This window comes from Anaerolineae bacterium (assembly GCA_013178015.1).
Lineage (GTDB): Bacteria > Chloroflexota > Anaerolineae > DRVO01 > DRVO01 > Ch71.
Map to the genome: position 1 here is coordinate 13,769 of JABLXR010000038.1, position 25,082 is coordinate 38,850.

21 protein-coding genes, 1 tRNA gene and 1 pseudogene are annotated in these 25,082 nt (G+C 66.5%); 9 read left to right on the forward strand and 14 right to left on the reverse strand.

What is annotated here, in order from left to right; genetic code table 11:
* The first annotated feature begins 29 nt into the window (after nucleotides 1-29).
* The 4 genes from HPY83_14320 to HPY83_14335 all read left to right on the forward strand — a co-directional run bounded on the left by HPY83_14320 (nucleotide 30) and on the right by HPY83_14335 (nucleotide 3,705).
* Nucleotides 30-932, forward strand: a complete 903-nt coding sequence (locus tag HPY83_14320; protein NPV09126.1) for a sugar phosphate isomerase/epimerase — start codon at nucleotides 30-32, stop codon at nucleotides 930-932.
* A gap of 16 nt (nucleotides 933-948) precedes the next feature.
* The gene (locus HPY83_14325; GenBank protein NPV09127.1) at nucleotides 949-1,338 is read left to right on the forward strand and encodes a VOC family protein; all 390 of its coding nucleotides are present in this window, start codon (nucleotides 949-951) and stop codon (nucleotides 1,336-1,338) included.
* Between the two features lie 49 nt (nucleotides 1,339-1,387).
* On the forward strand, nucleotides 1,388-2,437 hold the full coding sequence (locus tag HPY83_14330) for a nucleoside 2-deoxyribosyltransferase (GenBank protein ID NPV09128.1): 1,050 nt from the start codon (nucleotides 1,388-1,390) through the stop codon (nucleotides 2,435-2,437).
* Between the two features lie 104 nt (nucleotides 2,438-2,541).
* On the forward strand, nucleotides 2,542-3,705 hold the full coding sequence (locus HPY83_14335) for a Gfo/Idh/MocA family oxidoreductase (protein NPV09129.1): 1,164 nt from the start codon (nucleotides 2,542-2,544) through the stop codon (nucleotides 3,703-3,705).
* Nucleotides 3,706-4,302: 597 nt separating this feature from the next.
* Here the strand turns inward: HPY83_14335 and HPY83_14340 are convergent.
* From HPY83_14340 to HPY83_14355, 4 genes are all read right to left on the reverse strand, one after another.
* The gene (locus tag HPY83_14340; protein ID NPV09130.1) at nucleotides 4,303-6,447 is read right to left on the reverse strand and encodes a hypothetical protein; all 2,145 of its coding nucleotides are present in this window, start codon (nucleotides 6,445-6,447) and stop codon (nucleotides 4,303-4,305) included.
* A 583-nt stretch (nucleotides 6,448-7,030) separates the two neighbouring features.
* Complete coding sequence (locus HPY83_14345) at nucleotides 7,031-7,426, reverse strand: hypothetical protein (protein ID NPV09131.1); 396 nt, start codon at nucleotides 7,424-7,426, stop codon at nucleotides 7,031-7,033.
* Between the two features lie 223 nt (nucleotides 7,427-7,649).
* Nucleotides 7,650-9,656, reverse strand: a complete 2,007-nt coding sequence (locus HPY83_14350; GenBank protein NPV09132.1) for a hypothetical protein — start codon at nucleotides 9,654-9,656, stop codon at nucleotides 7,650-7,652.
* Nucleotides 9,653-10,534 (reverse strand): aldolase, encoded by an 882-nt coding sequence (locus HPY83_14355; protein ID NPV09133.1) that lies wholly within the window; start codon nucleotides 10,532-10,534, stop codon nucleotides 9,653-9,655. Before HPY83_14355 ends, HPY83_14350 begins: the two co-directional genes overlap by 4 nt.
* A 156-nt stretch (nucleotides 10,535-10,690) precedes the next feature.
* Here HPY83_14355 and HPY83_14360 point away from each other — a divergent pair, with 156 nt between their 5' ends.
* Entirely contained in the window at nucleotides 10,691-13,849 is a 3,159-nt protein-coding gene (locus tag HPY83_14360) for a hypothetical protein (protein ID NPV09134.1), read from the forward strand.
* Between the two features lie 171 nt (nucleotides 13,850-14,020).
* A complete protein-coding gene (locus HPY83_14365; protein ID NPV09135.1) occupies nucleotides 14,021-14,803 on the forward strand; it encodes a hypothetical protein in 783 nt (260 codons plus the stop codon).
* A gap of 17 nt (nucleotides 14,804-14,820) precedes the next feature.
* Here the strand turns inward: HPY83_14365 and mgtE are convergent, their stop codons facing one another.
* Nucleotides 14,821-16,182, reverse strand: coding sequence for a magnesium transporter (gene mgtE / locus HPY83_14370; protein NPV09136.1), 1,362 nt, complete (start codon nucleotides 16,180-16,182; stop codon nucleotides 14,821-14,823).
* 566 nt (nucleotides 16,183-16,748) lie between these two features.
* On the opposite strand from mgtE, the gene HPY83_14375 reads away from it, so the two are divergent.
* The 3 genes and pseudogenes from HPY83_14375 to HPY83_14385 all read left to right on the forward strand — a co-directional run bounded on the left by HPY83_14375 (nucleotide 16,749) and on the right by HPY83_14385 (nucleotide 20,662).
* Nucleotides 16,749-18,503 carry an ABC transporter permease subunit gene (locus HPY83_14375; GenBank protein ID NPV09137.1) on the forward strand — a complete coding sequence of 585 codons (1,755 nt, stop codon included), beginning with the start codon at nucleotides 16,749-16,751 and terminating at the stop codon, nucleotides 18,501-18,503.
* Nucleotides 18,503-19,819, forward strand: a pseudogene (locus tag HPY83_14380) (ATP-binding cassette domain-containing protein). The gene HPY83_14375 and the pseudogene HPY83_14380 overlap by 1 nt, the downstream one beginning before the upstream one ends.
* A gap of 15 nt (nucleotides 19,820-19,834) precedes the next feature.
* Nucleotides 19,835-20,662, forward strand: coding sequence for an NAD+ synthase (locus tag HPY83_14385; GenBank protein ID NPV09138.1), 828 nt, complete (start codon nucleotides 19,835-19,837; stop codon nucleotides 20,660-20,662).
* Between the two features lie 161 nt (nucleotides 20,663-20,823).
* Here HPY83_14385 and rplL read toward each other — a convergent pair whose 3' ends face one another.
* From rplL to tuf, 9 genes are all read right to left on the reverse strand, one after another.
* Nucleotides 20,824-21,195 carry a 50S ribosomal protein L7/L12 gene (gene rplL, locus HPY83_14390; GenBank protein NPV09139.1) on the reverse strand — a complete coding sequence of 124 codons (372 nt, stop codon included), beginning with the start codon at nucleotides 21,193-21,195 and terminating at the stop codon, nucleotides 20,824-20,826.
* A 37-nt stretch (nucleotides 21,196-21,232) separates the two neighbouring features.
* Nucleotides 21,233-21,766, reverse strand: a complete 534-nt coding sequence (locus tag HPY83_14395) for a 50S ribosomal protein L10 (GenBank protein NPV09140.1) — start codon at nucleotides 21,764-21,766, stop codon at nucleotides 21,233-21,235.
* A 191-nt stretch (nucleotides 21,767-21,957) separates the two neighbouring features.
* Nucleotides 21,958-22,665 carry a 50S ribosomal protein L1 gene (locus HPY83_14400; protein NPV09141.1) on the reverse strand — a complete coding sequence of 236 codons (708 nt, stop codon included), beginning with the start codon at nucleotides 22,663-22,665 and terminating at the stop codon, nucleotides 21,958-21,960.
* Between the two features lie 54 nt (nucleotides 22,666-22,719).
* Nucleotides 22,720-23,148, reverse strand: coding sequence for a 50S ribosomal protein L11 (gene rplK / locus HPY83_14405; GenBank protein NPV09142.1), 429 nt, complete (start codon nucleotides 23,146-23,148; stop codon nucleotides 22,720-22,722).
* A 37-nt stretch (nucleotides 23,149-23,185) separates the two neighbouring features.
* The gene (gene nusG / locus HPY83_14410) at nucleotides 23,186-23,863 is read right to left on the reverse strand and encodes a transcription termination/antitermination protein NusG (protein NPV09143.1); all 678 of its coding nucleotides are present in this window, start codon (nucleotides 23,861-23,863) and stop codon (nucleotides 23,186-23,188) included.
* A gap of 32 nt (nucleotides 23,864-23,895) precedes the next feature.
* A complete protein-coding gene (gene secE / locus HPY83_14415) occupies nucleotides 23,896-24,201 on the reverse strand; it encodes a preprotein translocase subunit SecE (GenBank protein ID NPV09144.1) in 306 nt (101 codons plus the stop codon).
* A gap of 106 nt (nucleotides 24,202-24,307) precedes the next feature.
* A tRNA-Trp gene (locus HPY83_14420) sits at nucleotides 24,308-24,380 on the reverse strand.
* 11 nt (nucleotides 24,381-24,391) lie between these two features.
* The gene (gene rpmG / locus HPY83_14425; GenBank protein NPV09145.1) at nucleotides 24,392-24,556 is read right to left on the reverse strand and encodes a 50S ribosomal protein L33; all 165 of its coding nucleotides are present in this window, start codon (nucleotides 24,554-24,556) and stop codon (nucleotides 24,392-24,394) included.
* Nucleotides 24,557-24,603: 47 nt separating this feature from the next.
* Nucleotides 24,604-25,082 (reverse strand): elongation factor Tu (gene tuf / locus HPY83_14430; protein ID NPV09146.1); only part of this gene is annotated, 479 nt, incomplete at its 5' end.

The window sequence follows — 25,082 nt, forward strand, 5'->3', positions numbered from 1 at the left end:
GGCAACTCGACCAAGGAGGGACATCCCCTATGAAGATCGGTTTCCTCACCGCCTGCTTGAGAGGGGTTAGACTGGAGGAGATTATTGCCTGGGCCGGTGCCAACGGCTTTCAGACCCTCGAACTCACCGCCACCCCCATCGCCGAGGGGCGCCCGCCGGAGAACGTGCTCGACGTCGCCAACCTGGACGGCGAAGGGGCTGCCCGCCTCAAGGAGTTGTGCGCCCAGGCGGGCATCGAGATCTCCTGCCTGACCTACTGCGACAACAACCTGGCTGCTGACCCCGAGAGGCGAGCCCAGATCCATGGCCACCTGCGCCGAGTCATGGACGCCGCGAACCTTCTGGGAGTGCGCGAGGTGAGCACCTTCGTGGGGCGCAACCACCTCACCACCATTCAGGAGAACATCGAGGAAGCGGTGCCCGTCTTCCGGGAGCTCCTTGGCTATGCGGCGGATCGGGGCGTGCGTCTGGGCATCGAGAACTGGCCTGGCATCAACGTTCAGTTCGAGGGCCTGATCGGTAACATCTTCATGTCCCCTGCCATCTGGGAACCCCTCTTCGAGGCCCTGCCAGTGGACAACTTCGGCCTCAACTTCGACCCCAGCCACCTCTATTGGATGGGGATAGACTATGTCCAGGCTGTCAAGGACTTCAGCGAACGCATCTTCCACGTGCACACCAAGGACACCGAAGTCTTGGAGGAAGTGGTGGCCACCGCCGGGATGTTCCTGCCTCGGCATCGCTGGTGGCGCTATCGCATCCCCGGCATGGGCGCGGTGGACTGGCCCGCCTTCATTTCCGCCCTGGCGGAGTACGGCTACGACGGACCCCTCAGCATCGAGCACGAGGACCCCGTCTGGAGTGGCAGCGAGCAGCGAGTGAAAGAGGGCCTGCTCTTGGCCCGGAAGTATCTTTCCACTTATGTCGTCTAAGGGAGAGACACACAGGATGGCTATTCTCAAATCGCATCACATCGCCGTATCGACCCCGGACCTGAAGCGTCTGGTGGACTTCTACACCAACACCCTGGGCTTCCCTGTCGCCGGCCACCTGGGCGACACCATCACGTTTGTGGACATAGGCGGCACCCGGCTGGAGTTAATCGAGAAGCCCGACGTGACCGAGCCCCAGGAAGAGGGGCGCAAGGGAATGCTGCACATCGCCTTCGAGGTCGACGATGTGCAGAAGACCTACGAGGAGTTCAGAGGCAAAGGGGTGGAGTTCCATATTCCGGCACGGGAGGCCCGACCCGGCCTCTGGGTGGCCTTCTTTCGCGACCCTGACGGCAACGTCCTCGAGTTCTTCCGCGCCACTCCCGAGGCGATGGGGCTAGCCTGAGGCGCCGGCACGCTACCCGACTGCCCCATGGCCGTGAAGGAGCGCTACGATGCAGAGGCAGCCGCAGCCTGACTTCGAGCGACTACTCAAGGCCCTGCGACGAGAGGAACCCGACCGGGTTCCTCTGGCCGAGCTGCTCATGGACGCCGAGGCCAAGGAAGCCTTTCTGGGCCGGCCGGTCCGTTCCGTGGCCGATGACGTGGACTTCTGGTACCGCGCCGGCTACGACTACATCTGCTTGCCGCCCCGCTTCTCCTTCGACTACTGGCGGGGTATCCCCGTCCAGGATGGGGTGGCGCGATATGAGCGCCACTGGGGGCGCGAGGACAGCGGGCTCATCCAGGGCTGGGCCGATCTGGAGAAGTACCCCATCCCCACTCTGGATCAGGTGGACTTCAGCCCCTTTGACCAGGTAGGCCGCCACCTCCCCGACGGCATGAGGGTGGTGGCCCGCTTCGGCGACATCTTCACCACCGCCTGGCAGGCGATGGGATTCACCCCCTTCTGCTACGCCATGTACGAGCAGGAGGACCTGGTCGCCCACCTCATGGAGGGCCTGGGGCGCCTGGTGTATGGCATCTTCGAGGTGATGTCGCAGTACGACGTGGTGGGGGCCATGTGGTACAGCGATGACATCGCCTATGCCACCGGCCTTATGGTGTCGCCAGGCTTCTACCGCCGGTACCTGTTCCCCTGGATGAAGAGGATCGGCGACCTCTGCCAGGAGCGAGGGTTCCCCTACATCTACCACACTGACGGCGTGCTCTGGGAGGTCATGGACGACCTGCTGGCCTGTGGCATACATGCCCTTCAGCCCATCGAGCCGGCAGCCATGGACATCCGCGAAGTCAAGCGCCGCTACGGGAACCGCCTGGCACTCATCGGCAACGTGGAAGTGGACCTGCTCGCCCGCGGAACCGAGGAACAGGTGCGCGCCGAGGTGCGCCGACTGCTAAGAGAAGTAGCGCCTGGCGGCGGTTACTGCCTCGGCTCCAGCAACACCATCGCCTACTACGTACGACCTGAGAACTACCGCGCCATGATAGACGAGACCCTAAGGGCAGGGAACCGGTCACAGGTTACAGGGGATAGGGGATAGGGAGCCGGTCTTGGGGATGCAAGGCGTTGTCAGGGCGCACTGCCTCTATCCTCCGGAACCTGATCCCCGCGACCTACTCCCTGCAACCTAGTAAGGAGGACAGCATGGCTAGGACGATCGGAGTAGCTCTCATCGGCTATCAGTTCATGGGCCGGACGCACAGCAACGCCTACCGGCAGGTGAAGTACTTCTTCGATCCGCCCCTGGTGCCGGAGATGGAAGTCCTGGTGGGGAGGAACCTCGATGGGGTGCGGGCCGCGGCGGACAAGTTGGGCTGGAAGGCATACGCCACCGACTGGCACCAGGTCCTGGATCGGGATGACATCGGCATAGTGGACATCAGCTCGCCCGGAGATACGCATTACCCCATCGCCCTGGCAGCTGCTGAGGCTGGCAAGCACATCTTCTGCGAGAAGCCTCTGGCCAACACCTTGGACCAGGCAGTGCGCATGGCAGAAGCCGCCGAGCGGGCCGGGGTGAAAGCGATGACCAACTTCAACTATCGCTTCGTCCCCGCGGTGCAGCTGGCCAAGCGCCTCATTGACGAGGGCAAGATCGGGGAGATCCGCCACTACCGGGGGGTATACCTGCAGGACTGGATCGTGGACCCGGAGTTCCCTCTGGTGTGGCGCCTACGCAAGGAGAGCGCCGGCAGCGGGGCCCTGGGAGACATCGCCGCCCACAACATAGACCTGGCCCGGTTCCTGGTCGGTGAGATTAAGGAGGTGGCGGCTGCCGACAAGACCTTCATCAAGGAGCGTCCTCTCCCCGCCACGGCCGAGGGCGCCTGGGGAGCAGCCGGCGGAGCCCAGCGGGGCGAGGTAACTGTGGACGATGCCGTCATTGCCCTGGGTCGATTCGAGGGGGGCGCCCTGGCCACCTTCGAGGCCACCCGCTTCGCTCCGGGACGGCGCAACTACAATGCCTTCGAAATAAGCGGCAGCAGGGGAAGCATCTCCTTCAACCTGGAGCGGATGAACGAACTGGAGTACTTCTCCCTCGACGACCCACCGTATGCCCAGGGCTTCCGCACCATCAACGTGTCCGGGGGGGACTTCGGGGAGTACGCCGCCGCTTGGTGGCCTCCCGGTCACATCATCGGCTACGAGCATACCTTCGTGCACTCGATCTTCGAGTTCCTCAGGGCCATCGGGGAAGACCGCCAGCCGGTCCCCAACTTCCGCGAGGGCGCCCGCACTCAAGCGGTGCTCGACGCGGTGGCCATGGCTGCCGCTTCCCGCAAGTGGGAAGCTGTACCTCAAGTGTAGATTGCCCGGACACCCCTCGGACCCCACTGCCGCAGGGGTGTCCGCCGCTGTTCTCTGCGCGGAGCGGCTCAGCATCGGGGGACCGATTCTGACCAACACCCCGCTCAGGTCCTTGCTCCGCTCAGACTGCGAGATCAAGCCCCGACTGCATTCCAGGTACGCCTTGCCTCGAGCATGCCAGGGACTCCTCGTCTGTCAAAGCAGATCTCGGTCGGCCATCTCTACTACCTATCATGCGAGGAGTGCGCGCGCCCACGCGCGCCCTGTCTCCACGTGCCTGCCGCGCCTGGGGGCGCTGACTCCTCAGAAGTGGCTGGAACCTACCCGGATGCCACCGCGCGCGAGGACGTCGCGACGTCCCTCCCGCTGGACCAACGCCGAAGTTGAGCCCGATCCTCAACCACAGCGGAGTCGTCCAAGCCGTGCTCGACGGCATTGCCCCGGCCTCCACCTCCAGGGCCTGGGGGCAGTGCCTCCAGTTCCACCGTTTCGGTCCGCGCGGTCCGCTCCGCGCGCGCTGCCGACGGCGCCGCCTGGACCCCCACGCGCATCAAGCTAGCCGTCACCAGGGCCGCCAAGGCTGTCGCGATTGTCGGCCTATTGGGTCGCCGTTGGCTGCTCGGGCAGACTGGTGACCGTGGCAGTGGGTTCTTGCGTGGGCCCTGGGGTGTCGGTGGGAGGCTCGGGCGTCGGCTCTGGGGGCATCGGCGTCGCGGTGGGAGGCTCCGGCGTATCGGTGGCGAGTAGAGGGGTCTCGGTTGGGGCGGGCGTCGCCGTGGGCGGTTCAGGCGTTGGGGTAGGCGGTTCGGGTGTATCGGTGGGCTCTGGGGTGCTGCTCGGCCAAGGCGTACTGGTAGGCTGTGGGGTGCTGCTCGGCTCAGGAGTGTTCGTGGGCTGCGGGGTGCTCGTGGGCTCGACCGTCGCAGTCGGCGGGGCGGGCGTTTCCGTCGGCAGCTCCGGCGTATTCGTCGGCCACGGTGACGGCTCGGGCGTCTGTGTGGGCCTCTGAGTTGCTGTGGGCACCGGCGATGGCGTCGGTCCGGTGGTAGGATGCGACGTGGGTGCCACCCATGGGGTTGCGGTACTGGTTGGCGGCACTGGCGTGGGCGAGTCAGTAGGCGTCGGGTGCGGTGTCTCCGTAGCGAAGGGGCTGCTCGTGGCCGTAGGCGCGACAGGCGTCCAGGTGCTGGAAGAAGTGGCTGTGAGCGCGGGGTTGGCCGTGGAAGTCAGCGTGCTCGTCGGCGTCTGAGGCACCACCGTGGCCGTGGACGACGGCCAGGGAGTGGCGGTAGCAGTGGCGGCGCTAGTCGGCGCCGGCGCCACCGTGACGAATCGAGTGGGAGCGTCGGCGGGGGGCACGGAGGTGGGAGACGCGGGCAGCGGTGGCGCCGGTGTGGGCGTACTGGTCGGCCGCGGTGCCAGCACGGCGGTACCGGTATCTGCCGGACTTCGCGCAGGCACGGGAGTACGGGTCTCGGCGGGTCCTGCGACCGGAGAAGCACCGCTACCGGGCTCAGAGGACTTGCGGGTAGCTGTGGGCGACACCAGCCACGTGCGGGTGGCGATCACCGTCGGCCGCTGCGTCAGGGTGGGTAGAGGCACCACCGTGGCCCCGGCCCGGCGCGCAGCCACAGCGAGCGGGACGTCGTAGAGCTCGAAGGAGTACGGCCCCAGCAGGTTGTTCACCCGGTTCGATTCCTCCAACGCGGAGCTGCCTCCGCGATCCGGGTTGACCCACACCCACGCGCTGTGCTCTCCCGGCGCCAAGGTGACGTTGCCGGCCCCTTCGGCCTGAGCCAGCCGCCATGCAACTCGCTTCCCCGCTTCCAGCGGACCGACCTCCCACTCCACCGCCGGCTCGTCGCTCGCCGACGGCTGGCCGGCCAGGTCAAAGTACACCGCCACCAGGAACCGGTCCGCAGTCTGGGAGCCCGCGTTGACCACGGTCACCTCGAGGTCCAACGTCCACCCTTCCGGGGAGGGCAACACAGGTACAACTCCAAGCCGATCCACCATGAGGTCGGCAAGCGAGCCGCCCAGAGAGGGAGCAATGCCCACGAGCTCGGATCTTCCGGCTGTGTCCGGCGAAGCGACACCGGGGGGTAGGGCTGGAGAGGCTGCGGCCGACATCGAGGCAGGCGCCGCGAACAAGGATCCGCCTGAAGGGGTAGCAGGTGCCGGCGGCGAAGTCCTCTGCCCCCGCCCGAAAGTCACATACGCATCCACGTGGCTGCCCACATCGGCCGCCCTTCCCCCGCCCGCGAGGGTCAGCGCCCATAGGATACGGATCTCGGTCTCCGGGCCTGCTGCCTCCCATGCCGGCCGCATTTCAGCCCGGAAAGGAATGGCGAAGCCAGCCGCTGACGGAATTGCACCCAAGAGAAGGTAGTGGGTGGAACCGGTGCCGGATACCTCCCACAACTCGCCCTCCATCGCGCCCGAGAAGGTGACGCGATCGAGGTACTCCCCTCCCTCAAGCACTCGCAGCCACACTCCGACACCGGCCTGAGTTCCCTCGGAGGCGGCGCCATGGACGGTGAGAGCACCCCATAGGGGGCTCGGTCCCTCGATCCGCAGCTCATCTGGGCTGAGCGTCAGTTGAGGCAGGCCAAGCGCGCTCCTCGAGCGCACGACGGTCACGATCGCCCCCGCACCCATCGCCGAAATGGCTCCCGCCAGCGCGAGGGCCACGATCGCAAGCGATGTCACTACCGCCCAGGATGCTCTCCTGAACGCTGCCATGCCACGGACCTCCCTGAAGTCGGATCACCGCGACGGAGGCTAGCCGTGGAGCAGGCCAGAAGTGGTAGCACCGGTAGGCGCTCGCGGGCCAATCAGGCAAGAGGCTGCCGGCATGCGCCGGTAACCTCACTCGGCCGCTACAGCAACGATGAAGAGCACCGCCACGCTAACGGCGATCCGGCCGCGGTTTGGTCAGCCAATCACCTGCCCCCGCGGTGCGAGCAGGCATAGAGAACACTAGCCTCGGCCGCGTCCTCTGTCAAGGTAGGGGCTGAGAATCGGGAGGCGAGTGGGCTCAGGCGGCAGTGGCACAGGGTAGACCCGCATGCTAGGGGATGCCAAGCCGCCGCCTTCACTTCGCTCAGGGCAGGTTCTGCGGCAGACTGGGAGGAGTCTTGGCCCACGGCGGCGGGCATTGTCTTGTCCTAGCCATACCGTTCATGGTCGAGCGGAGCCCCGGGGGCGGCCGGCCCCCTCGACCCTGGACTCATGCCGGTCAGTGGGAGAGATAGGCTCCGGGCAGAGCACCCTCAGCCCAATGCAGCCATCCCCTCACCGGGGAGATCGTCGGCGCCTGGCGGCCTCAGTCAGCGAGCCAGGTGCCCAGACCGGCTACGTCACACCTGAACAGCACGAGTAGAAGAGCAAGACTCCCAAGGTAGATGACCAAGTCCCGCTTCCTCACGGTCAGGCGAAATCGGGACGAGAGGGCGAGGATAGACCAGACCGGAACGGAGGCGATGACGCCAATCAGCATTAAGATCACCGGATAGTAAAGGACGCCCGCAGCGCCAGCACGCTTAGGGTCAGGGTCGCCGTAGGCCACCAGCCGGCCCTGCTGAGCGCTGGTCCAGGCGACGAAGCTGAGGAACAGCAGCAGCCAAGCTGCTGGGAGATAGCCTACCAGGCGGAACAGACGAGTCAGGGCATCAATCTCACTCCCAGCAGGAGTGGTACGGTCCTTCGAGGGGTGTTCCACAGCATTCCTCCTCACGTGTAGTCGGGCATGCTTCGCTTCGTTGAGCACGACGCTGGCCACAGCAGCGCCACGCCTGCGTGTCAGCACGGCGTCCGTTGTGGCAGGGCCACACCGCGAGTGACGCCGTGGAGCCCGTGCCTGCACGGTCGCCTCGGAACCCGTGGCGGCACCGCCCCGACGAGCCTCACTCGCCCTGCCACGGCTGGGTCGGAGACGGATCGCCTCAGGGCACCAGCGCCGCCAGCGTCTGCACTCGCCTCACCGCGCCGGGAGCGCCCAGGCGGGCGTACAGGTCCTCCGCCCACTGGTACGACTCGGGCCTGACCGCCGCCGAGCGCTCCCACTCGGCCGGCTGCAGGAACACCAGCTCGGCAGGCCACAGCAGGCCGGCCGCGTACGGCAAGTCGGTCACCTGGAGCACGTTCAGCATCTCCAGCGCTGGCCCAGTTCCATCCGGCTCGCCGGGCGCGTCCTGAGTGGCAGGGGGAGCGCTCAGGACCACTCCTGCCAGCCCGCCGTCCAGCAGGGCGGCGTATACCGCCACGGCCGCCATCTCGCCGCTCCCACTTATGTAGAGGCGGGAACCGTCCACCTCCGGCAGCTCCCGCGCCATCTGTAGCGCGCGCAGGGCATCCAGTACCCGCATGGAGGCCACCGTGCGCCCGATGAGAGCGCTGCCCCGGCGCACGTGCCAGGCCAGATCGTCGCCCCAGGAGGTCTCGTCCACCCCTCTCGTCGCCACCGCCAACCGCGCCCAGGCCGGGTCCATCTCTGACATGCCCGGCGGCAGGCGCTGCATAAGCGGCCGGACGGCCCCGTCCGCCGTCGTCCGTGGGCTCACCAAGTGCACCAGGCAGGGACCGGCTCCCTCGGGCCTGTCCTTCCGCACCGCGAGGTGAGCCCTGAGCCGCCAGCCCTCCTCCGGGGTGAACTCGAGGCGAGATAGACGCTCCTCTTGGCTCTCCCAGCGGAACGTCACCTCCAGTTGCAGATCGGCCGGGGGGTCGGGGAAGTGGCGGAAGGTCCTCTCCCTCAGCCACGCCACCGTCTGCCGGCGCACCCCCGACAAGTCCTCGACCGTGTGCACCGACGGCGGCTTCGCCTTGGGCACGAAGAAGTCTTGCACCACAGTGGTGCGCTCGTCAGGCGGAAGCCGACCGTCGGGGAACACCAGCAGGTTGGCATCCGGCTCCTGTGCCTCCGGCCGCAGGTCCACATCCTCGATCTGGTTCGGTGGGACTTCCCTGCCCATCAGGTGACGCATGAACCAGGAGAAGATGGCCCGCCGCGAGGTACTGTGGTAGGAATGCGGCCCGGGCGTCTCCACTAGAGCCAGGTTATCCGCCGCCCCCAGCAACCGGTAGACCTCGGCGATCTTGCCGTAGGTCCCCCTCACCGCCTCGATGGAGTAGAGGGCGTCCCGGTCGGCGGCGGCAATGAGCAGGGGCCGAGGAGCGATGAGGGCACCTACGTCCGCCAGGTCCCATAGGTAGGTGTTCTGCATGAACATGCACTCGCAGTGCCCGTCCCAGGTACGGTCGTCTAGATGCGAGGCGAGCGTGCCGGTGCCGCAGACCGGCGCCACCACCTTTACCCGTTCGTCCGCGGCTCCCAGCCAGTAAGACACTCCCCCACCGCCCGAGATGCCGGTCACCCCGATGGCGTCGGCGTCTACCTCCGGTCGTTCCTGAAGCAGGTCAACGGCCCTCAGCGCCGCCCACATCTCCACCCCTGCCGGCGTGTAGCCGCGGCTCAGCCACTGGAACTGCCCGTGCGCATAGTGGCCGTGATGGGTACCGTAGAGCTCCTGGTATTCGATGGTATCCAGAATGATGCTAACGAACCCCAACTGGGCGAAGCGCCTGGGGTAGGGCTGGTAGTGCAGCTTCTGTCTCAGTGAGTGCCCGCAGGCGTAGACCACTCCCGGTGCCCTGCCGTCCAGAGGCGAGGGCAGATACAGGCTGGCGGTTATGTAGACCCGGGGCAGGGCCTCGAAGTAGAGCCTCTCCACCCGATAGCCTTCGCGCTCCAGCACCCCCGTCACCTGCACGTTGAGGGGCGGGCGCTCGGGGCGCGCCGGTAGCTCCGTGATGCCCATCATCTCCACAAACCGCCGCCACCCTTCCGGCCGCTGAGACCACCACTTCTCGGCTGTGTCCGGCAGATCCCGCACCGAGGCGGCCGTCATGCGCTCGGCCTCCCGCACCAAGTACTCCCTGATCTGATTCATCGTTCTTCCCCCGTCCCGCTGGGATCCAGCTGCTGAGTAGCGTCGCTGTTTCCGCCCAGCCCCGCTCTTGCTATCGCCTGCTCCGGCGTGGCTCCGTCATGCACCACCGCCAGGAACGCCCGCAGCGTTGCCGTCACCCTCGCTTGGCCCCAGATGTTGCGCCCCACCGTCGTTCCCCTGGCCCCGGCTTGCATGGCTTCCCGAGTCATCTGCAGGGCACCGGCCAAGCTGCCCTGCTGAGGCCCACCGGCGATCACCACCGGCCGCGGACACGTCTCCACTATCTGACGGAAGCTCTGGCGGTCGCCGCAGTAGGGCACCTTCACCACGTCCGCGCCCACCTCCACCGCACAGCGAACCGCCCAGGCGACGTCCTCCGGGGCAGTGCTGATGGACACCCCGCCGGTGAACCCCTCCACCCCTTGATGCCCCGCTACTCTGGGGTACACGTGTGCCACCACCGGCATGTCGAACCGGCCCGCCTCCCGCACCAGCTCCGCCAAGGCCCGTAGACGGGCACCCTCTGTTGCTCCCCGGATGAACGCGGCCGCCGCCACAGCATCGGCTCCCAGCCTTACGGCCTCCTCTACGTCCAGCACCGACTCGCAGGCCGTGTCGTCGGGCCTGGCTATGATGGTCTGCAGGATGAGCGGTATGCCGCTGCCACAGCGTTCCCACAGGGCCTCAGCCATTCCCTTGTGCATGGTCACCGCGTCCGGCCTTCCGGCGGCTATCGCCGTCAGGGTCCGCGCCATACGTGCAAGGCCCGGGTGCATGCCCTCGTGGTAGTTGATGTAGTGGTCCACCGCCACCGAGCACAGTCTGCCCGAAGGATGCGCGAACAGCCGCCGGAGGCGAATGGCCTTGCCCAGTCCCATCTGTTCCTCCACACGCGTCCGAGCCCATGCCTCCGGGCTCGGACGTTCTTGACATGGTGATGGCTTTCTCTATTCTAGCCCGAACCGAGCCAGCTTTTCGAGCCTCGCGGGTACTTTTGGGCCGACGTCCGCGTGCGCTCGCAGGAGATGCCCTCAGTGCCCCGAACTGTGATCCTATGGCAAGATGACTTCCCCTTCTATGACGCTCTTCCTCTGTCCGAGGCCATGCTGAGCGCCGCCTTCTCTGGGGCCGTCTGCGTTCCCGTGGAGGAGCTGCCCGCCGCTCTGGGCAGCGCCGAGACGAGCCTGCTCGTACTACCGCATGGTTCAGCGTTCCCCTTCGAGGCGTGGGACGCCATCCGCCGACACCTGGCCTCCGGCGGGCACCTTCTCACCATCGGAGGAGCGCCCTTCTCGGTACCGGTCTACCGCCAGCGACACGGATTCGCGCCCGGCCGGGCCACCGTCGCCTACCTCCGGTCCCTCAGCATCAACGAAGCCGTTGCCCTCGACACCAGGCACCTCGACCTGGTCTCCGCACACGCTTCCTTCTCCACCATCGGAGGGGGGTGGCGGGCCCGCCGTTCCTGGGCCTTGCAGGCGAAGCTGTCCGATGAGCAGCACTACAACCGCCTGGGCAGCATGGGCGTGGTAGGCGCCCGCCTGGAACCGCTGCTCCAAGCGGTTGATGCCGAGGGCCGCGTGCTGGCGACCCCGGCGGTTCTGCTGGATCACTTCCACGGTCCTTTCGCCGGTTCTCGCTGGGTGATGCTCAACTTCGAGGCCGAGGATGGCTTCAACAGCAGCGAGGAGGCCGTGCGCCTGTACTCCGCCGCTCAGCGAGTGGCCCTGCGGGGACCGCTTCGCTTTGGAGCTCGGCCTGCCCTAGCGGTCTTGGCCCAGGGCGAGGTTCCCACCCTCATCCTGCACGCTCTCTCCTGGCAGGAACACCCGGACGCAGTGCTGCGCCTGACGGTAGAGGGGCCCGATGGCGCTTCACTCCGCGAAGACATCCCTTTTCCCGTGGGCCGTGTCCCCCAGCACCAGGCCCTGGCCTTGCCCGCCCCCCTGCACCCGGGGCTGCATCGCGTGCACCTGCGTCTCCGGTCCGGCGCCGGCTTCCTCACCCAGTACACCACCGGGTACTGGTGCCGCGATCCCGAGCTGCTGTCCTCGGGCCCTCGGCTCTCCGCCGGGCAGAGCTTCCTGGAGCGCGACGGTCGGCCCCTGCCCATCGCCGGCACCACCTACATGTCCCGCGACGCCCACCGGCAGTTCCTCCTCCGGCCCAACCCGGCCCACTGGCACGATGACTTCGCCGTCATGGCCGCTGCCGGCATCAACTTCGTGCGCACCGGGATCTGGAGCGGGCAGGATCAGATCATGCTGGAGCCAGGCGTCGCCCGCGAGGACACCCTGAGGGCGTTCGAGGCCTATCTGCACTGCGCTCGCGCTCACGGCCTGGCCGTCCAGTTCTGCCTCTTCGCCTTCCAGCCCGACGCCTTCGGCGGGGGCAACCCCTATCTCGACCCAGACGCTCGCGCCCGCCAACGCGACTTCGTGGCTGCGTTCGTCCGCCGCTTCCGCCACGTGCCCGACCTGAGCTGGGACCTGATCAACGAGCCCAGTCAGTTCGACCCTGAGCATCTGTTCCAGCAGCGGCCCCACTACGACCCCCACGAGCGCCGAGCCTGGAACCAGTGGCTGCAGCGCCGATACCGGACCCACGAGGAGCTCCTGCAGGCCTGGAACGCAACCCCCGCCGACGTAGGGCCCTGGGGCGATGTCCGCCCGCCTCACCTGGCAGAGCTGTCTCATCACCAGCGCTGGGGGACGGCCAAGCCGCTGATGGCGGTCGACTGGCACCTGTTCTCCCAGGACGCCTTCAGCGATTGGGCCCGCGACCTGGTGGAGACGATCCGAGCCTGCGGCAGCGATCAGATGGTGACCGTCGGTCAGGATGAGGGAGCGCTGACCGGTCGCCCCTCTCCCTTCTTCCATGGCGACGCCTTGTCCCACACCTGTATCCACACCTGGTGGCTCAATGACGCCCTGCTGTGCGACCACCTGTGCGCCGCCCTGCCGGGCAAGCCTCTCCTGGTCCAGGAGACCGGGGTGATGCACTACGAGCGGCTGGACCAGACGTCCCGCCGCACGGAGCAGAACCGCGCCCACTTGCTGGAGCGGAAGCTGGCCCTGGCCCTGGGAGCCGGGGCGGGTTTCGTGCAGTGGCTGTGGAACACCAACACCGACATGGTGGACGACAACGAGGTCGCCATCGGCGCCCTCCGGGCCGACGGCAGTGAGAAGCCAGAGATGGATGTCATGCGCCGGATGGCCGCCTTCGCCGGAGCTCTCGCCCGTTACGTTGGCCCCTGGGAGCCAGAGCCGGTCCTGGTGGTGCAGCCTCAGGCAGGCCTCTACTCCACCGACCACGACCTGGTGCTGCGCGCCACGCAGCAGGCAGTGCGGGCCCTTGCGCACGGGCTCGGTCTGCCCTGCCGTGTCCTGGGCGAGAACGCCCTCGCCCAGGCAGGCAACCCCGACCTGGTGCTGGTGCCGTACCCGCGCGCCTTTGGCGAGGCCGGCTGGCAGCGCCTGCTCGACCTTGCCCGCCGGGGCAGCACCATCGCCCTGAGCGGGCCCATGGGCGACGAGCACTTCCACCTCACCGAGCGCCTGGCACCGTACGGCCTCAGCGCCGTCATCGCTCCCGTGACCTCGCGACACTGTTGGCAGGACTCCCCTTCCGGGCCGATACCCCTGACCTACGCCGGCGAGAGCCTCAACCGCCTAGACCGGTGGCTGTTCCCGGGCTCAGACGACACTTGGTGGCAGGCGGACCTGGGAGCGGGGCGTCTCCTAACCTGCGCCTACCCGGCGGAACTGAGCCAGGATGAGGGCGGCGTGCGGGCAGTATACAGCGCTATGGTGCAGGCCAGTCGCCGGCCGGTGCGGCCGTGGCACACGGTCCAGGGCCGGCCCGAAGGTGCCCTGATCTGGCCTCGGCGATTCCCCGGAGCTACTCTCTACACGTGCCTCTCGGAATCGGATCGGGCCAGCGCCGTGACGTTCCGCGACGAGCGGGGAGGAGCTGAGCTGACCCTGGAACTGGCCAGCGAGCGAGCTGCTTTGGTCCTGCTCAGCCCGCAGGGCGCTCCCCTGGAAGCGTGCGTACATGGTCGTCTGGTAGTGGGTGGCCAGGAGGTGTGGACAGGCGGTGATGCCGTCCTGCACTGGGACGAGCCCCACGCGGTAAATGGGGCCAACACGAGCCTGCCCCGGGTCACCTTCCCGCACCGACGAGCTCGGTGACAGCCAGGTGGCCCCGGTGGGTCGCCCAGTCGGCTGCCTAGTGTCACCTCCAGTCGATGCCCCAGGGAAGCCTGCATTTCCGCCACATGCCGGCGCACTGCGCCTGGGCGTTTCCAGGCCAGGAGTGCTAGAATCGCCCCACGCCATAGCCCCGAGGGCGCCAACCAGCTCATGCACAGTGTAGCACTCGGACCCCTGAGCCTATCCTCATACAGCCTTAGCGTGGCCGTGGCCCTGGCCGGGGGCCTGGGCATGCTCTGGCGCCTGGCCCGTGATCGGGGGCTCGACGCGGGGCTGGCGCTAGATGCCGCCCTGGTTGGCCTCCTCGTGGGGCTGCTGGCCGCTCGGGTGGAGACGGTGCTCACCAATCTGGAGTACTTCCGCGAGCGGCCCGCCCTGATTCTATCGCTCGGGCGAGGGGGCTTCGGCTTTCGCTCGCTGACGGTAGTGGGGGTAGCTGCGTACTCCCTGGTCGTTCGTCATCGAGCTAGGCGCTGGCAGCTGTACCTCTCCGTCCTGACGCCCGCTCTGGCCTTGGGTGCGGCCGCGCTCTGGGCCGGAGCGCTCTTCTGGGGAGGGTTCGCAGGAGTGCCCTGGTCGGGGCCGGGAGCTCTCGCCCTTCCCGACCGGTACGGCATAATCGTGCCCCGGCTCCCCCTGCAGGCGACCATGGCCGTCGCCCACTCCGGCTTTGCGGTGGCGGCACTCACTGTGCTGAGGAGAGCCCTGCCGGCCGGGCCGTGCTTGAGCCTCTGGGGGGCCTCGACGTCCGCCCTGGCGGCCTTCCTGGCCAACTTCCGAGCCGAACAGGCTCTCATGCTCGGGCTGTTGCCCCGCTCGCTGGTGGCCGACCTGGCGCTGTCGGCCGCTTGGCTCATCGCTGCGTTGCTGCTCTTCGGCCAGCGAGGCAGCACTCCCGCCTCGACCGAGCCGGATGGCGGGCCAGCGGTCTAGACCGGCGGGCCGCGGCTCTAGATCTGCTCCAGCACCAGCACGGCCACCGTCAGGTAGATGAGCAGGCCCGTGGCATCCACCAGCGTGGAGATCAGGGGGGCCGACATCACCGTAGGGTCTATGCCGATGACGTCAGCCAAGATGGGCACCAGGGCCCCCACAGTGTTGGCCCAGATGCAGACGAACAGCACCGTGACCGATACCACCACTGCCAGCTCCAGAGGCACGCTCCACAGAGCCACGCGCACGAGAGCCACCACCGCCAACAGAAGCCCCAGCAGCGCCCCTGACGCCAACTCCCGGTGCAGCACCCGGAGCGCATCGCGCCGACGCACCTCCTTGAGCGCCAGGGCGCGAATGACCGCCGTGACCGTCTGCGAGCCGGCGTTCCCTCCGGTCCCTATGAGCAGCGGGATGAAGAAGGTAAGCTCCACCACCGCCTGTAACTCCGACTGGAAGTAGTGCAGCACCGTCCCAGTCAGCGTCTGAGCTACGAACAAGACCAGCAACCAGGTGAACCGTGAGCGGACTACCTCGGTGATCCGCTGGGACCAGTAGGGCTTGTCCGCGATCGGCCCCGATTCGATGCCGCCCAGGTGCAGCAGGTCCTCAGTGGCCTCGTCCTGGAGCACGTCTATGATGTCGTCGTGAGTGATCACGCCCTGCATCACGCCGTTGGCGTCCACCACTGGCAGCGCCGCCAAGTTGTGACGGGCCATTTGCCGCGCCGCCTCTTCCTGGTCCACATCCGTTTGCACCCGGATGACGTTTGGGTTCATGATGTCGCCGATCCGAGCGCTTGGGTCTGCCAAGATCAGTTCCCTCAAACCGACGACGCCCACCAGTCGCGAGTCCTTATCCACCACATACAGGTAATAGGGAGTGCCCCCGTCGGGCCTGGTGCGCCGCAGGAACTCGATGGCTTGACTCGCCGTGGTGCGGGGGCGTAGGGCAATGAACGCGGTGGTCATGAGACCACCGGCCGTCTCGTCCGCGTGGCGGAGCAAGGGGATCACCTCGTCGGCATCCTCCATGGCCGCCAGGGCCTCGGAGGCTTGCTGAGGGGGCAGGTCGCCCAGCAGGTCGGCCGCTTCGTCCGGTTCCATCTCGTCCAGAACGTCGGCCAGCACTTCTGAGGACAGCCCCTCGGCCACGTCGGCTGCTTCTTCCTCCTCCATCTCCTCCAGCAGGTCAGCTGCCGTGGCCAGGTCCATCTCCGGGAGGAGCGCGGCCTGCTCACCGTCGTCGAGGACCTCGAAGGCATCGGCGCGGTCGGCCGGGTGCAGCCGGTTCAGGAGGCTGATGGCTTCATCAATGCGACCGGCCTCAAGGGCGGCCTGGATCTCCTCGATAATGCCACTACGGGCGAGCTCTCCCATCGCCTCTCCTCGACCTGGTTCAACTGGCTTGCGGCCCGGCGAAGGCCGTCAGTTGCGGCAGAGCGATCGGCCAAACGCGCGACTACTACACGGGCCACGCAAACAGAATCAGGAACCCAACAGCGTCTCTTTGGGTGGGGTCGCCGGCACCGGCAGCGAGTGGAGGGCCGCAAGGCCACACCCAGATGGGACCGGGATACCCCCCACGGGCCTGATTCCCTAGGGACGTGGCAGCACCACCCACTGGCCCATTCTGACGCAGGTACGGCCACGCCGGCAAACGCTATGCCGACGCCAGGCTGGTGCTCCTCAGTGCGATACTGTGGGCACGATCCGCCAGGCCGGTGGCACAGGCCTCTGTGACCCCTGGATCGGCGGCCAAGCGACGCCTGCGGAAGGCTGCGTTGCGCGTGGTACGGTTCCGCCACTAGCCTCCGCTGGGGGTACGCGCGTGTAAGGCAGATCAGTTGTGTGGGCAGAGGTGGTTGGGCATAATGGGTCGGCCCGAGAAGCTCCAGACCAGAGCCGAGGTAGGAACAGTTTGGGTTACCAGGAGATTCACGCAGATGCCACCGTGGCTTTGGTCTAGAAGGCAGCAGACAGCGGCGCTCGAGCGCGGCTACGCACCGGGGCAGCCCCACCGCCCAGTGGGATGGGCGGACGTCATCGTCATTCTGGCCGTGGCCGTAATCGTATACGCCGGCGTGCGGCTCGCGTTCCAAGCGCCTGATGTCATCCGCGGTCCCAGCATCTCCCTGCAACCGCAGGCCTTGCCCTGGTATGCCCTCCTATCCCTGGGGCGCATGCTGTCCGCCTACGTTCTGTCCCTGCTCTTCGCCCTCGTCTACGGTCGCGCTGCAGCTCGCAACCGACTGGCGGAGACGGTGCTGATGCCGGCCCTGGATGTGCTGCAGAGTGTGCCCATCCTCTCTTTTCTGCCCGTGGTTTTGTTGAGCCTGAGTGCCGTTCTGCCCATCGCCATCGCCACCGAGCTTGCCTCCATCGTCCTGATCTTCACCAGCCAGGCGTGGAACCTCATCTTCGCCTGGTATCAGTCCTTGACCACCATTCCCAGAGAGCTCGACGAGGCCAGCTCAGTGTTCCGCTTGAGTACCTGGCAGCGAATCAAGACGCTGGAGCTTCCCTTCTCCGCTCCCGCGCTCATCTGGAACAGCATGATGAGTTGGGCCGGAGGCTGGTTCTTCCTCATGGCCGCTGAGATCCTCACCGTGGGCCAGCGCGACTTCCGCCTGCCCGGCCTGGGAGCCTATCTCCAGGAGGCAGCCCACCAGGGCGATCTCGTCGCCATCGCCTGGGGAGTGGCCACATTGGTCCTCCTCATCGTCGCCCTCGACCAACTGGTGTGGCGCCCGCTGCTAGCGTGGGCGGACAAGTTTGGGCTCGAGACTGTGACCGGAGAGACGAGGCCGTCCTCGTGGTTCCTGCACAGCCTGCATCGGTCACGCATTGCTGCCTGGGCCGCCCGAACCGTGCTGCGTCCTTTGATCGCCCGCGTCGACTCACGCCTGGAGAGGCTTTTCCCTCACCCCGACCAGCCGGCTACCGTAGAGCGTCCCCGCACGATCTTGGTGTACGGCCTGACCGCCCTGGCGGGAGCAGTGCTCGCGTATGGCGTCTTCCGGTCCGGCCAGGTACTCGTGTCAGTGCCGGCACACCAGTGGGCTGGAATAGGCATCGGCGCTGTCTCAACGCTTGCCCGGGTCAGCGCCGCCCTGGTCATCGCCCTGCTGTGGACGGTGCCACTGGGGGTGGCCATCGGGACCAACCGCTCCGTCGCCACCTTCCTTCAGCCCGTGGTTCAGATCGCTGCGTCCATCCCCGCCACCGCTCTGTTCCCGGCGGTCCTGCTCCTGCTCCTGCGAGTGCCGTCCGGGCTCGAGTTCGCCGCCATCCTGCTCATGCTCGCGGGCAGCCAATGGTACCTCCTCTTCAACATCGTGGCCGGTGCCAGCGCCATCCCGGAGGATCTGAGGTATACTGCCTCCCTGCTCCAACTGCGGGGAGCGGACCGCTGGCGCACACTGGTGCTCCCGGCCCTCTTCCCCTACATCATCACCGGGGCCATCACCGCCACCGGTGGAGCGTGGAACGCGAGCATAGTGGCCGAGTATGTGACCTTTGCCGGCCAGACCGCTGAGATAGGCGGTATAGGCGCCGTCATCGCCGGGGCGACGTCTCAGGGAGACTACCCACTACTGCTGGCTGGCACCATGAGCATGATAGTGACAGTGGTCCTGATAAACCGGCTCTTGTGGCGCCGCCTGTACCGGCTAGCCGAAGAGCGTTACCGCATGGAGTGATGTAGTTGAGCCGCAACGTCCCTCTGGCGGAGCTTAGGAGCATAAGTCAAGTCTATGGCAGCGACGGGCGCCGCTTCGTCGCCATAGACAACGTCAGTCTCACCATCGCCGAGGGCGAGTTCGTGGCCCTCATCGGCCCGTCCGGCTGCGGGAAGAGCACCCTACTGCGCATCATCACTGGTCTGCAGCGGGCTACCGAAGGAGAGGTGCTATATCGGGGCGAGGCCCTGCGGGGCGTCAACCCGCGATCCAGCATCGTGTTCCAGACCTTCGCCCTATTTCCATGGCTCACGGTTCAGGAGAACGTCGAGGTGGCCTTGAAGGCTCGGGGAGTTCCGGAGAAGCTGCGCACGGCGCGAGCGCTCGACCTGATAGATCGGGTCGGCCTGGATGGCTTCGAGACTGCCTACCCCAGGGAGCTCTCCGGCGGCATGCGGCAGAAGGTGGGATTCGCCCGTGCCATGGCAGTGGAGCCGGAGCTGCTCTGTCTGGATGAGCCTTTCTCCGCCCTGGACGTCCTCAGCGCCGAGGCCCTGCGCGGCGAGCTCCTGGAGCTGTGGACTAGCGGCAGCATACCCACCAAAGCCATCCTCATGGTTACCCACAACATCGAGGAGGCCGTGTTCATGGCCAACCGGGTGGTAGCCATGCAGAAGGACCCGGGCAGGATCATCGCCCAGCTCGAGGTGCCTTTGGAGCACCCCCGTGACCCCAAGTCGCGCCCTTTCATCGAGATCCTCGATCGCGTCTACGCCATCCTGGCCGGGCAGACCCAGCCCGAGGCGGTGGAGCTGGGGTCGGCCCCGGGCGAGCCCGGGCCCACTAGGCCGCTGATGAACGTAGGCGTGAGTGAGCTCTCCGGCCTGCTGGAGCATCTGTCTGCCGCTCCCGACAACTCCGCCGACATCTACCAGCTATCGGAGCAGCTCAAGATCGGTTCGGACCCGCTCCTGGCCCTGAGCGAAGCGGCTGAGCTGCTTGGGTTCGCCACCGTGTCTCAAGGCGACATCAGGCTGACACCGCTGGGCGAAACCTTCGCCGAAGCCAGCATCCAGACCCGAAAGGAGATCTTCGCCACGCGCGCCCGCCGAGTTCCTCTCATCCGTTGGCTTCTGGCGCTACTGGCAGCGGCTGAGGGCAGGAGGCTGCCTCGTGACCTGGTACTCACCGCCCTCGAATTGGAGTTCCCTCCCGACCAGGCCGAGGAACAGCTTGACACGGCCATCAGCTGGGGTCGCTACGCTGAGCTCCTCGCCTACGACGTCCGGGACGGGGTGCTCTACCTTGAGCCCGCTGGAGCCCAGATAGCGGCCTAACCGGGCTGTCCCGCTATCGCCCGGACATCTGCGCCGCCCTCGGGAGGAGATGTGGATCGCTGCACCGAACTCAGCCTGAACCCGTCGGCAGTACGCACTCGCCTGTGCCGCTTCATCCGCCGGGGTTGCGCCAGTGCCGGCCGCCGACGGGCCGTCCTCGGCCTCTCCGGCGGCCTGGATTCCGCCGTCGTCTGCTACCTGGCCGCGGAGGCTCTGGGGCCCGAGAACGTGCTAGCGGTGACCATGCCCTACGCTACTTCGTCCCCCGCCTCGCTGGCAGACGCCCTGGAGGTGGTAGCGAGGACGGGTGTGCAGCGACAGCACGTGGACATCACGCCGTTCGTGGATCCCCTCTTCGCCGCCCTCCCCGACATGGACCGCCGGCGCAAGGGGAACGCCATGGCCCGGGCTCGCATGATCGTGCTCTACGACCGCAGCGAAGCCTTCCAGGGGCTGGTCCTGGGCACGGGCAACAAGACCGAAATCCTGCTAGGATACTCCACTCTCTACGGCGACAGCGCCTGTGCCCTTGCCCCCATCGGCGATCTGTACAAGACCCAAGTCCGGCAATTGGCCGCCGCCCTGAATGTGCCGGAGTCCATACTGGCCAAACCCCCCACGGCCGACCTGTGGCCCGGCCAGACCGACGAGGACGACCTGGGCCTAACCTACGCTGAGGCCGACGCCATCCTGCATCTGCTGTTCGACGCCCGGCTCTCCCCCGCCCAGGTCCAGAACCGGGGCTATCGGGAAGAGGCGGTGAGGCGCGTCTGTGACTTAGTGCGGAAGAATCGGTTCAAGCGTCGGCTCCCCCGCGTGGCCAGAATCGGCGCTGGTGCCTAACCCACCGAGGCGGGAGCCGACGAGGCGCCCCCGCCTCGGGACTAGCGGCTCCGATAGTACCGCGGCGTAGCGGTTGGGTTCTTGCGCGCCTGGAAAGGGCGAGCCGTTAACGAGCGAAGGGGGCAGCATCTGCTGCTGCCCCCTGGCGATGACGTCGTCTGCTACTGCAGCACGACCTTGGCTCCCTCGGCCTGGAGCGCTTCTTGCGCCTTCTGCGCTTCCTCCTTGGTGACGGCCTCGAGCACCTTGGCCGGAGCGCTCTCTACCAGCTCCTTGGCTTCCTTCAGCCCCAGACTGGTGAGCTGACGCACCACCTTGATCACCTGGATCTTCTTGTCGCCCACTTCCTGGAGAACGACGTCGAACTCGGTCTTCTCCTCTTCCTCCTCGGGCTGTACCACGGCCGGACCGGCCGCCACTGCCACGGGAGCCGCTGCCGTCACCCCGAAGCGCTCCTCCAGGGCCTTGACCAGTTCCGCCAGCTCCAAAACACTCATCTGCTCCACGGCGTGGATGAGTTCTTCCTTCGTCATCTCTCTGCCCTCCGCACTCTGATACTGGGCCGGCCCGCTATGAAGCCTGCCCCTCCAGCTGATCTATCCGCGCCTGCAGGACGTACAACATGCTTCGTAGCACCCCGCCGAGCACGCTTACCAAACCGTAGATGGGAGCCTGCAGCCCTCCCACCACCTTGGCCAGCAACTCCTCCCGGCTGGGGAGGCCGGCCAGTTGCTGGAACTCCTCCGCTCCCAGGACGGCCTGTCCCAGCAGCCCGCCGTAGACGGACAGCCCTTCCATATCCCGAGCAAACCCAGACAAGGTCTTGGCAGGCGACGTCGGGTCGCCCAGGCAGAACACGGCCAGCGTGGGTCCGTCCAGGATCTGACCTACCGCCTCCTTGCCCGCCCGCTGGGCCGCGATCAGGAAGAGCCGGTTTCGCAGCACCTCGACCCGTGTCTCCTCGCGAGCCATGGCCTCCCGCACGCGCTCCATCTCGCCTACCGTCAGGCCAGTGTAGTGAGCGAGGAAGAAGGCGCGGCTGGAGTCAAGGTTCTCCTCGTACTCCTTGACCAGAGCCTGCTTCTCCTGTCTACTGATCGCCACCGATAGCTACCTCCACATTCCCGCCGACAGAAACAGGCCCTGGCGCCAACGACGCAAGGGCCCGCGTGTACCCACTTCGGGACCTCGCCTCGGCAGGCGTCCATTAAGCATCGCTCGATGCGCCGGCTGTCTTCGGCAAGGTGCTATTGCTTTGGCCGGCCTTCTACCGATAGGCCGGTACGATGTTCATACTACACCAGAGCTTGGGCCTCGGCCACATCCACCTTCACGCCGGGGCCCATGGTGCTGGTCACCGTGATACGGCGAATGAACTGGCCCCGAGCGGCCGGAGGGCGGGACCGGATCACCTCGGCCATGAGCGCCGCGAAGTTCTCTCGCAACTTCTCCACCTCGAACGAGGTGTTGCCGATGGCCACGTGCAGGTTGGCACCCCGGTCCACCCGAAACTCGACTCGCCCCCGCTTGGCCTCCGACACCACACGCACGAGGTCCTCCGGCTGCACCACTGTGCCCACCCGAGGGTTGGGCATCAGGCCCCTGGGGCCCAGGATGCGGCCCAGACGGCCTACTTTGCCCATCATCTGCGGCACAGCGATGGCCAGGTCGAAGTCCAGCCAACCGCCCTGAATCCGCTCCACCAGATCGTCTCCACCGACGTAATCGGCCCCGGCCTCCTCCGCGATGCGCTGAGCCTCGCCCTCGGCGAAGACCAGCACCCTCACCTCCTTGCCCGTTCCGTGGGGGAGCACCACGGTGCCTCGCACCTGCTGATCGGCGTGTCTCGGGTCCACGCCCAGGCGCATGTGCACCTCAACCGTCCCGTCGAACTTGGTGAAGCTGGTATCCTTCACCAGTTGGAGCGCCTCGGTTACTCCGTAGGCTCGCCGGCCGTCTACTTTGGCCGCGGCCTCCAAGTACTTCCTGCCTCTGCTACTCAATGCCACCTCCCGTGGTATTGACGAGCTCACGCTCTCCCACTGCTGATGCGCGCCCTAATCCTCTTCTATCCGGAAGCCCATGCTACGGGCGCTCCCCTCGATCTGGCGCATGGCCGCTTCGAGGTCACGAGCATTCAGATCGCGCATCTTGGCCTCTGCGATCTCGCGGATCTGCTGCCGCGTCACCGTAGCCACCCGCTGCCCCCCCGGGTCTCCCGAGCCCTTCTCCACTCCGGCCGCGCGCTTGAGCAGGTCACTCGCCGGAGGGCTCTTGGTCTCAAAGGTGAAAGACCGGTCCTGATACACGGTAATCTCGGCCGGGACGATGGCCCCCGCCATGGAGGCCGTCCTAGCGTTGTATTCCTTGCAGAACGCCATGATGTTCACGCCGTGCTGCCCCAGAGCCGGCCCAACCGGCGGAGCCGGCGTCGCCTTGCCAGCGGGGATCTGCAGTTTGACCACCGCCATCACTTTCTTCGCCATCTATGCCCCCTAGACTGCCGCTACAAGAAGCGGGCGGTCAGATCTCCTCCACCTGCAGGAAGTCCAGCTCGATGGGGGTATCTCGACCGAAGAAGTTGACCATGACCCGCACCTTGCGCCGGTCGTTGTCAATGGTGTCCACCGTCCCGATGAAGTCGGCAAACGGCCCATCGGTGATACGGACCTTGGACCCGGGCTGGAAGGACACTCGCACCCGCGGGGCGCCCGCCTCCATGCGCTGCATGATCTTGGCGACCTCGTCCTCCAAGAGCGGTGTCGGGTCCTTGCCGCTGCCCACGAAACCCGTCACTCCGGGCGTGTTGCGGACGACCGTCCACGAGTGATCGTTCAGGATCATGTTGACCAGAACGTATCCGGGGAAGATACGCCGCTCTACCGTTCGCCTCTGGCCCTGGTGCAGCTCCACCACCTCCTCCGTGGGCACGACCACGTCGAAGATGAGGTCTCCGGCGGCCATGGATTCCACACGGTGGAGCAGATTCTGCCGCACCTTGTTCTCGTACCCGGAGTAGGTATGCACCACGTACCAGTGGCTAGCCGGTCTTTCCTCGGCCTCTCCTTCGGCTTCTGGCCCAGCCTCAGCCTCAGCCTCGGCTTCAGCCTCGGCCGCGACAGGTGCAGCCGCGTCGGCCCCATTGCCTTCCTCTGGCGCCCCCAACTCGTCCCAGCCGTCCTCTCTGTTCTTGTCTTCCATAACACCAACCGCAGTCAGTCAATACTCCCCGATCATCGGCGGCGGCCGACGGTCACCCACCAGACGCCCCCGGCGATCGCCAGCACCAATGACACTCCAATGGCTATGACATCGAGCGCCAATACCCGGCTGACGTACCAGGCAAAGATGTAGTCCACCAGCGCCAGGAAGGCGGCGAGGGCCGTCGTCACCGCGAGCACGATCCCCGTTAGGCGCAGCGCCTGCTCGCGCGTAGGCCAGGTCACCCGCCCGATCTCTGCTCGCGTCTCCTTTATATAGTCCCGTGCTCGGCTGATCAGGCCGTCGCCGCGCTTGGTTCGCACCGCAGTCTTGCTCACGTGTTCACCCGACCACAGAGATAGCCCTTGCTCGCCGTGCCGGTGCCCTTCACAGAGACACCGCCTTGTACGGCGGTGTCAAGTGTTCCGACTGAGGGTATCCAGGCAGGCCAGGCAGGACTTGAACCCGCAACCTACGGTTTTGGAGACCGTTGCTCTGCCAATTGAGCTACTGGCCTGCGCGGGAGACCTATCTAGTCTCCCGATGCAACCGATGCGTCTTGCAGCGAGGGCAGTACTTCATGAGTTCCAGGCGGGAGGGATCGTTACGGCGGTTCTTCTCCGTCGTGTAAGTCCGCTCCTTGCAGCCCTCGCACTCCAGGGTCACGATGACCCGTACAGCTCTCTTAGCCATTATTCATGCTCCCGAGCCGGAAGGCAAATCCCGGCAGTTCCGGTGGCCTAATCGAGCACTTCGGTGATGGCGCCGGCACCCACGGTGCGTCCACCCTCACGGATGGCAAACCGGCTCCCCGCCTCCAGCGCTACTGGCGTGATCAGCTCCACCGTCATCTCTATGTTGTCCCCAGGCATCACCATCTCTACCCCCTCAGGCAGCAAGATGGTCCCCGTTACGTCCAACGTCCGCATGTAAAACTGCGGCCGATACCCAGGCAAGAACGGCGTGTGCCGCCCACCTTCCTCCGCCCGTAGTACATATACCTGCGCCCGGAAACGATCGTGCGCCCGTATGCTCCCAGGCTGGGCTAATACCTGCCCCCGCTCTACCTCATCCCGCTCTATCCCCCGCAGTAAACACCCTACATTGTCCCCCGCTATCCCCTCATCTAGAGTCTTGCGAAACATCTCTACCCCAGTCACTACCGTCCGCCGCGTCTCCCGTAACCCTACTATCTCTACCTCGTCCCCTACCTTCACCC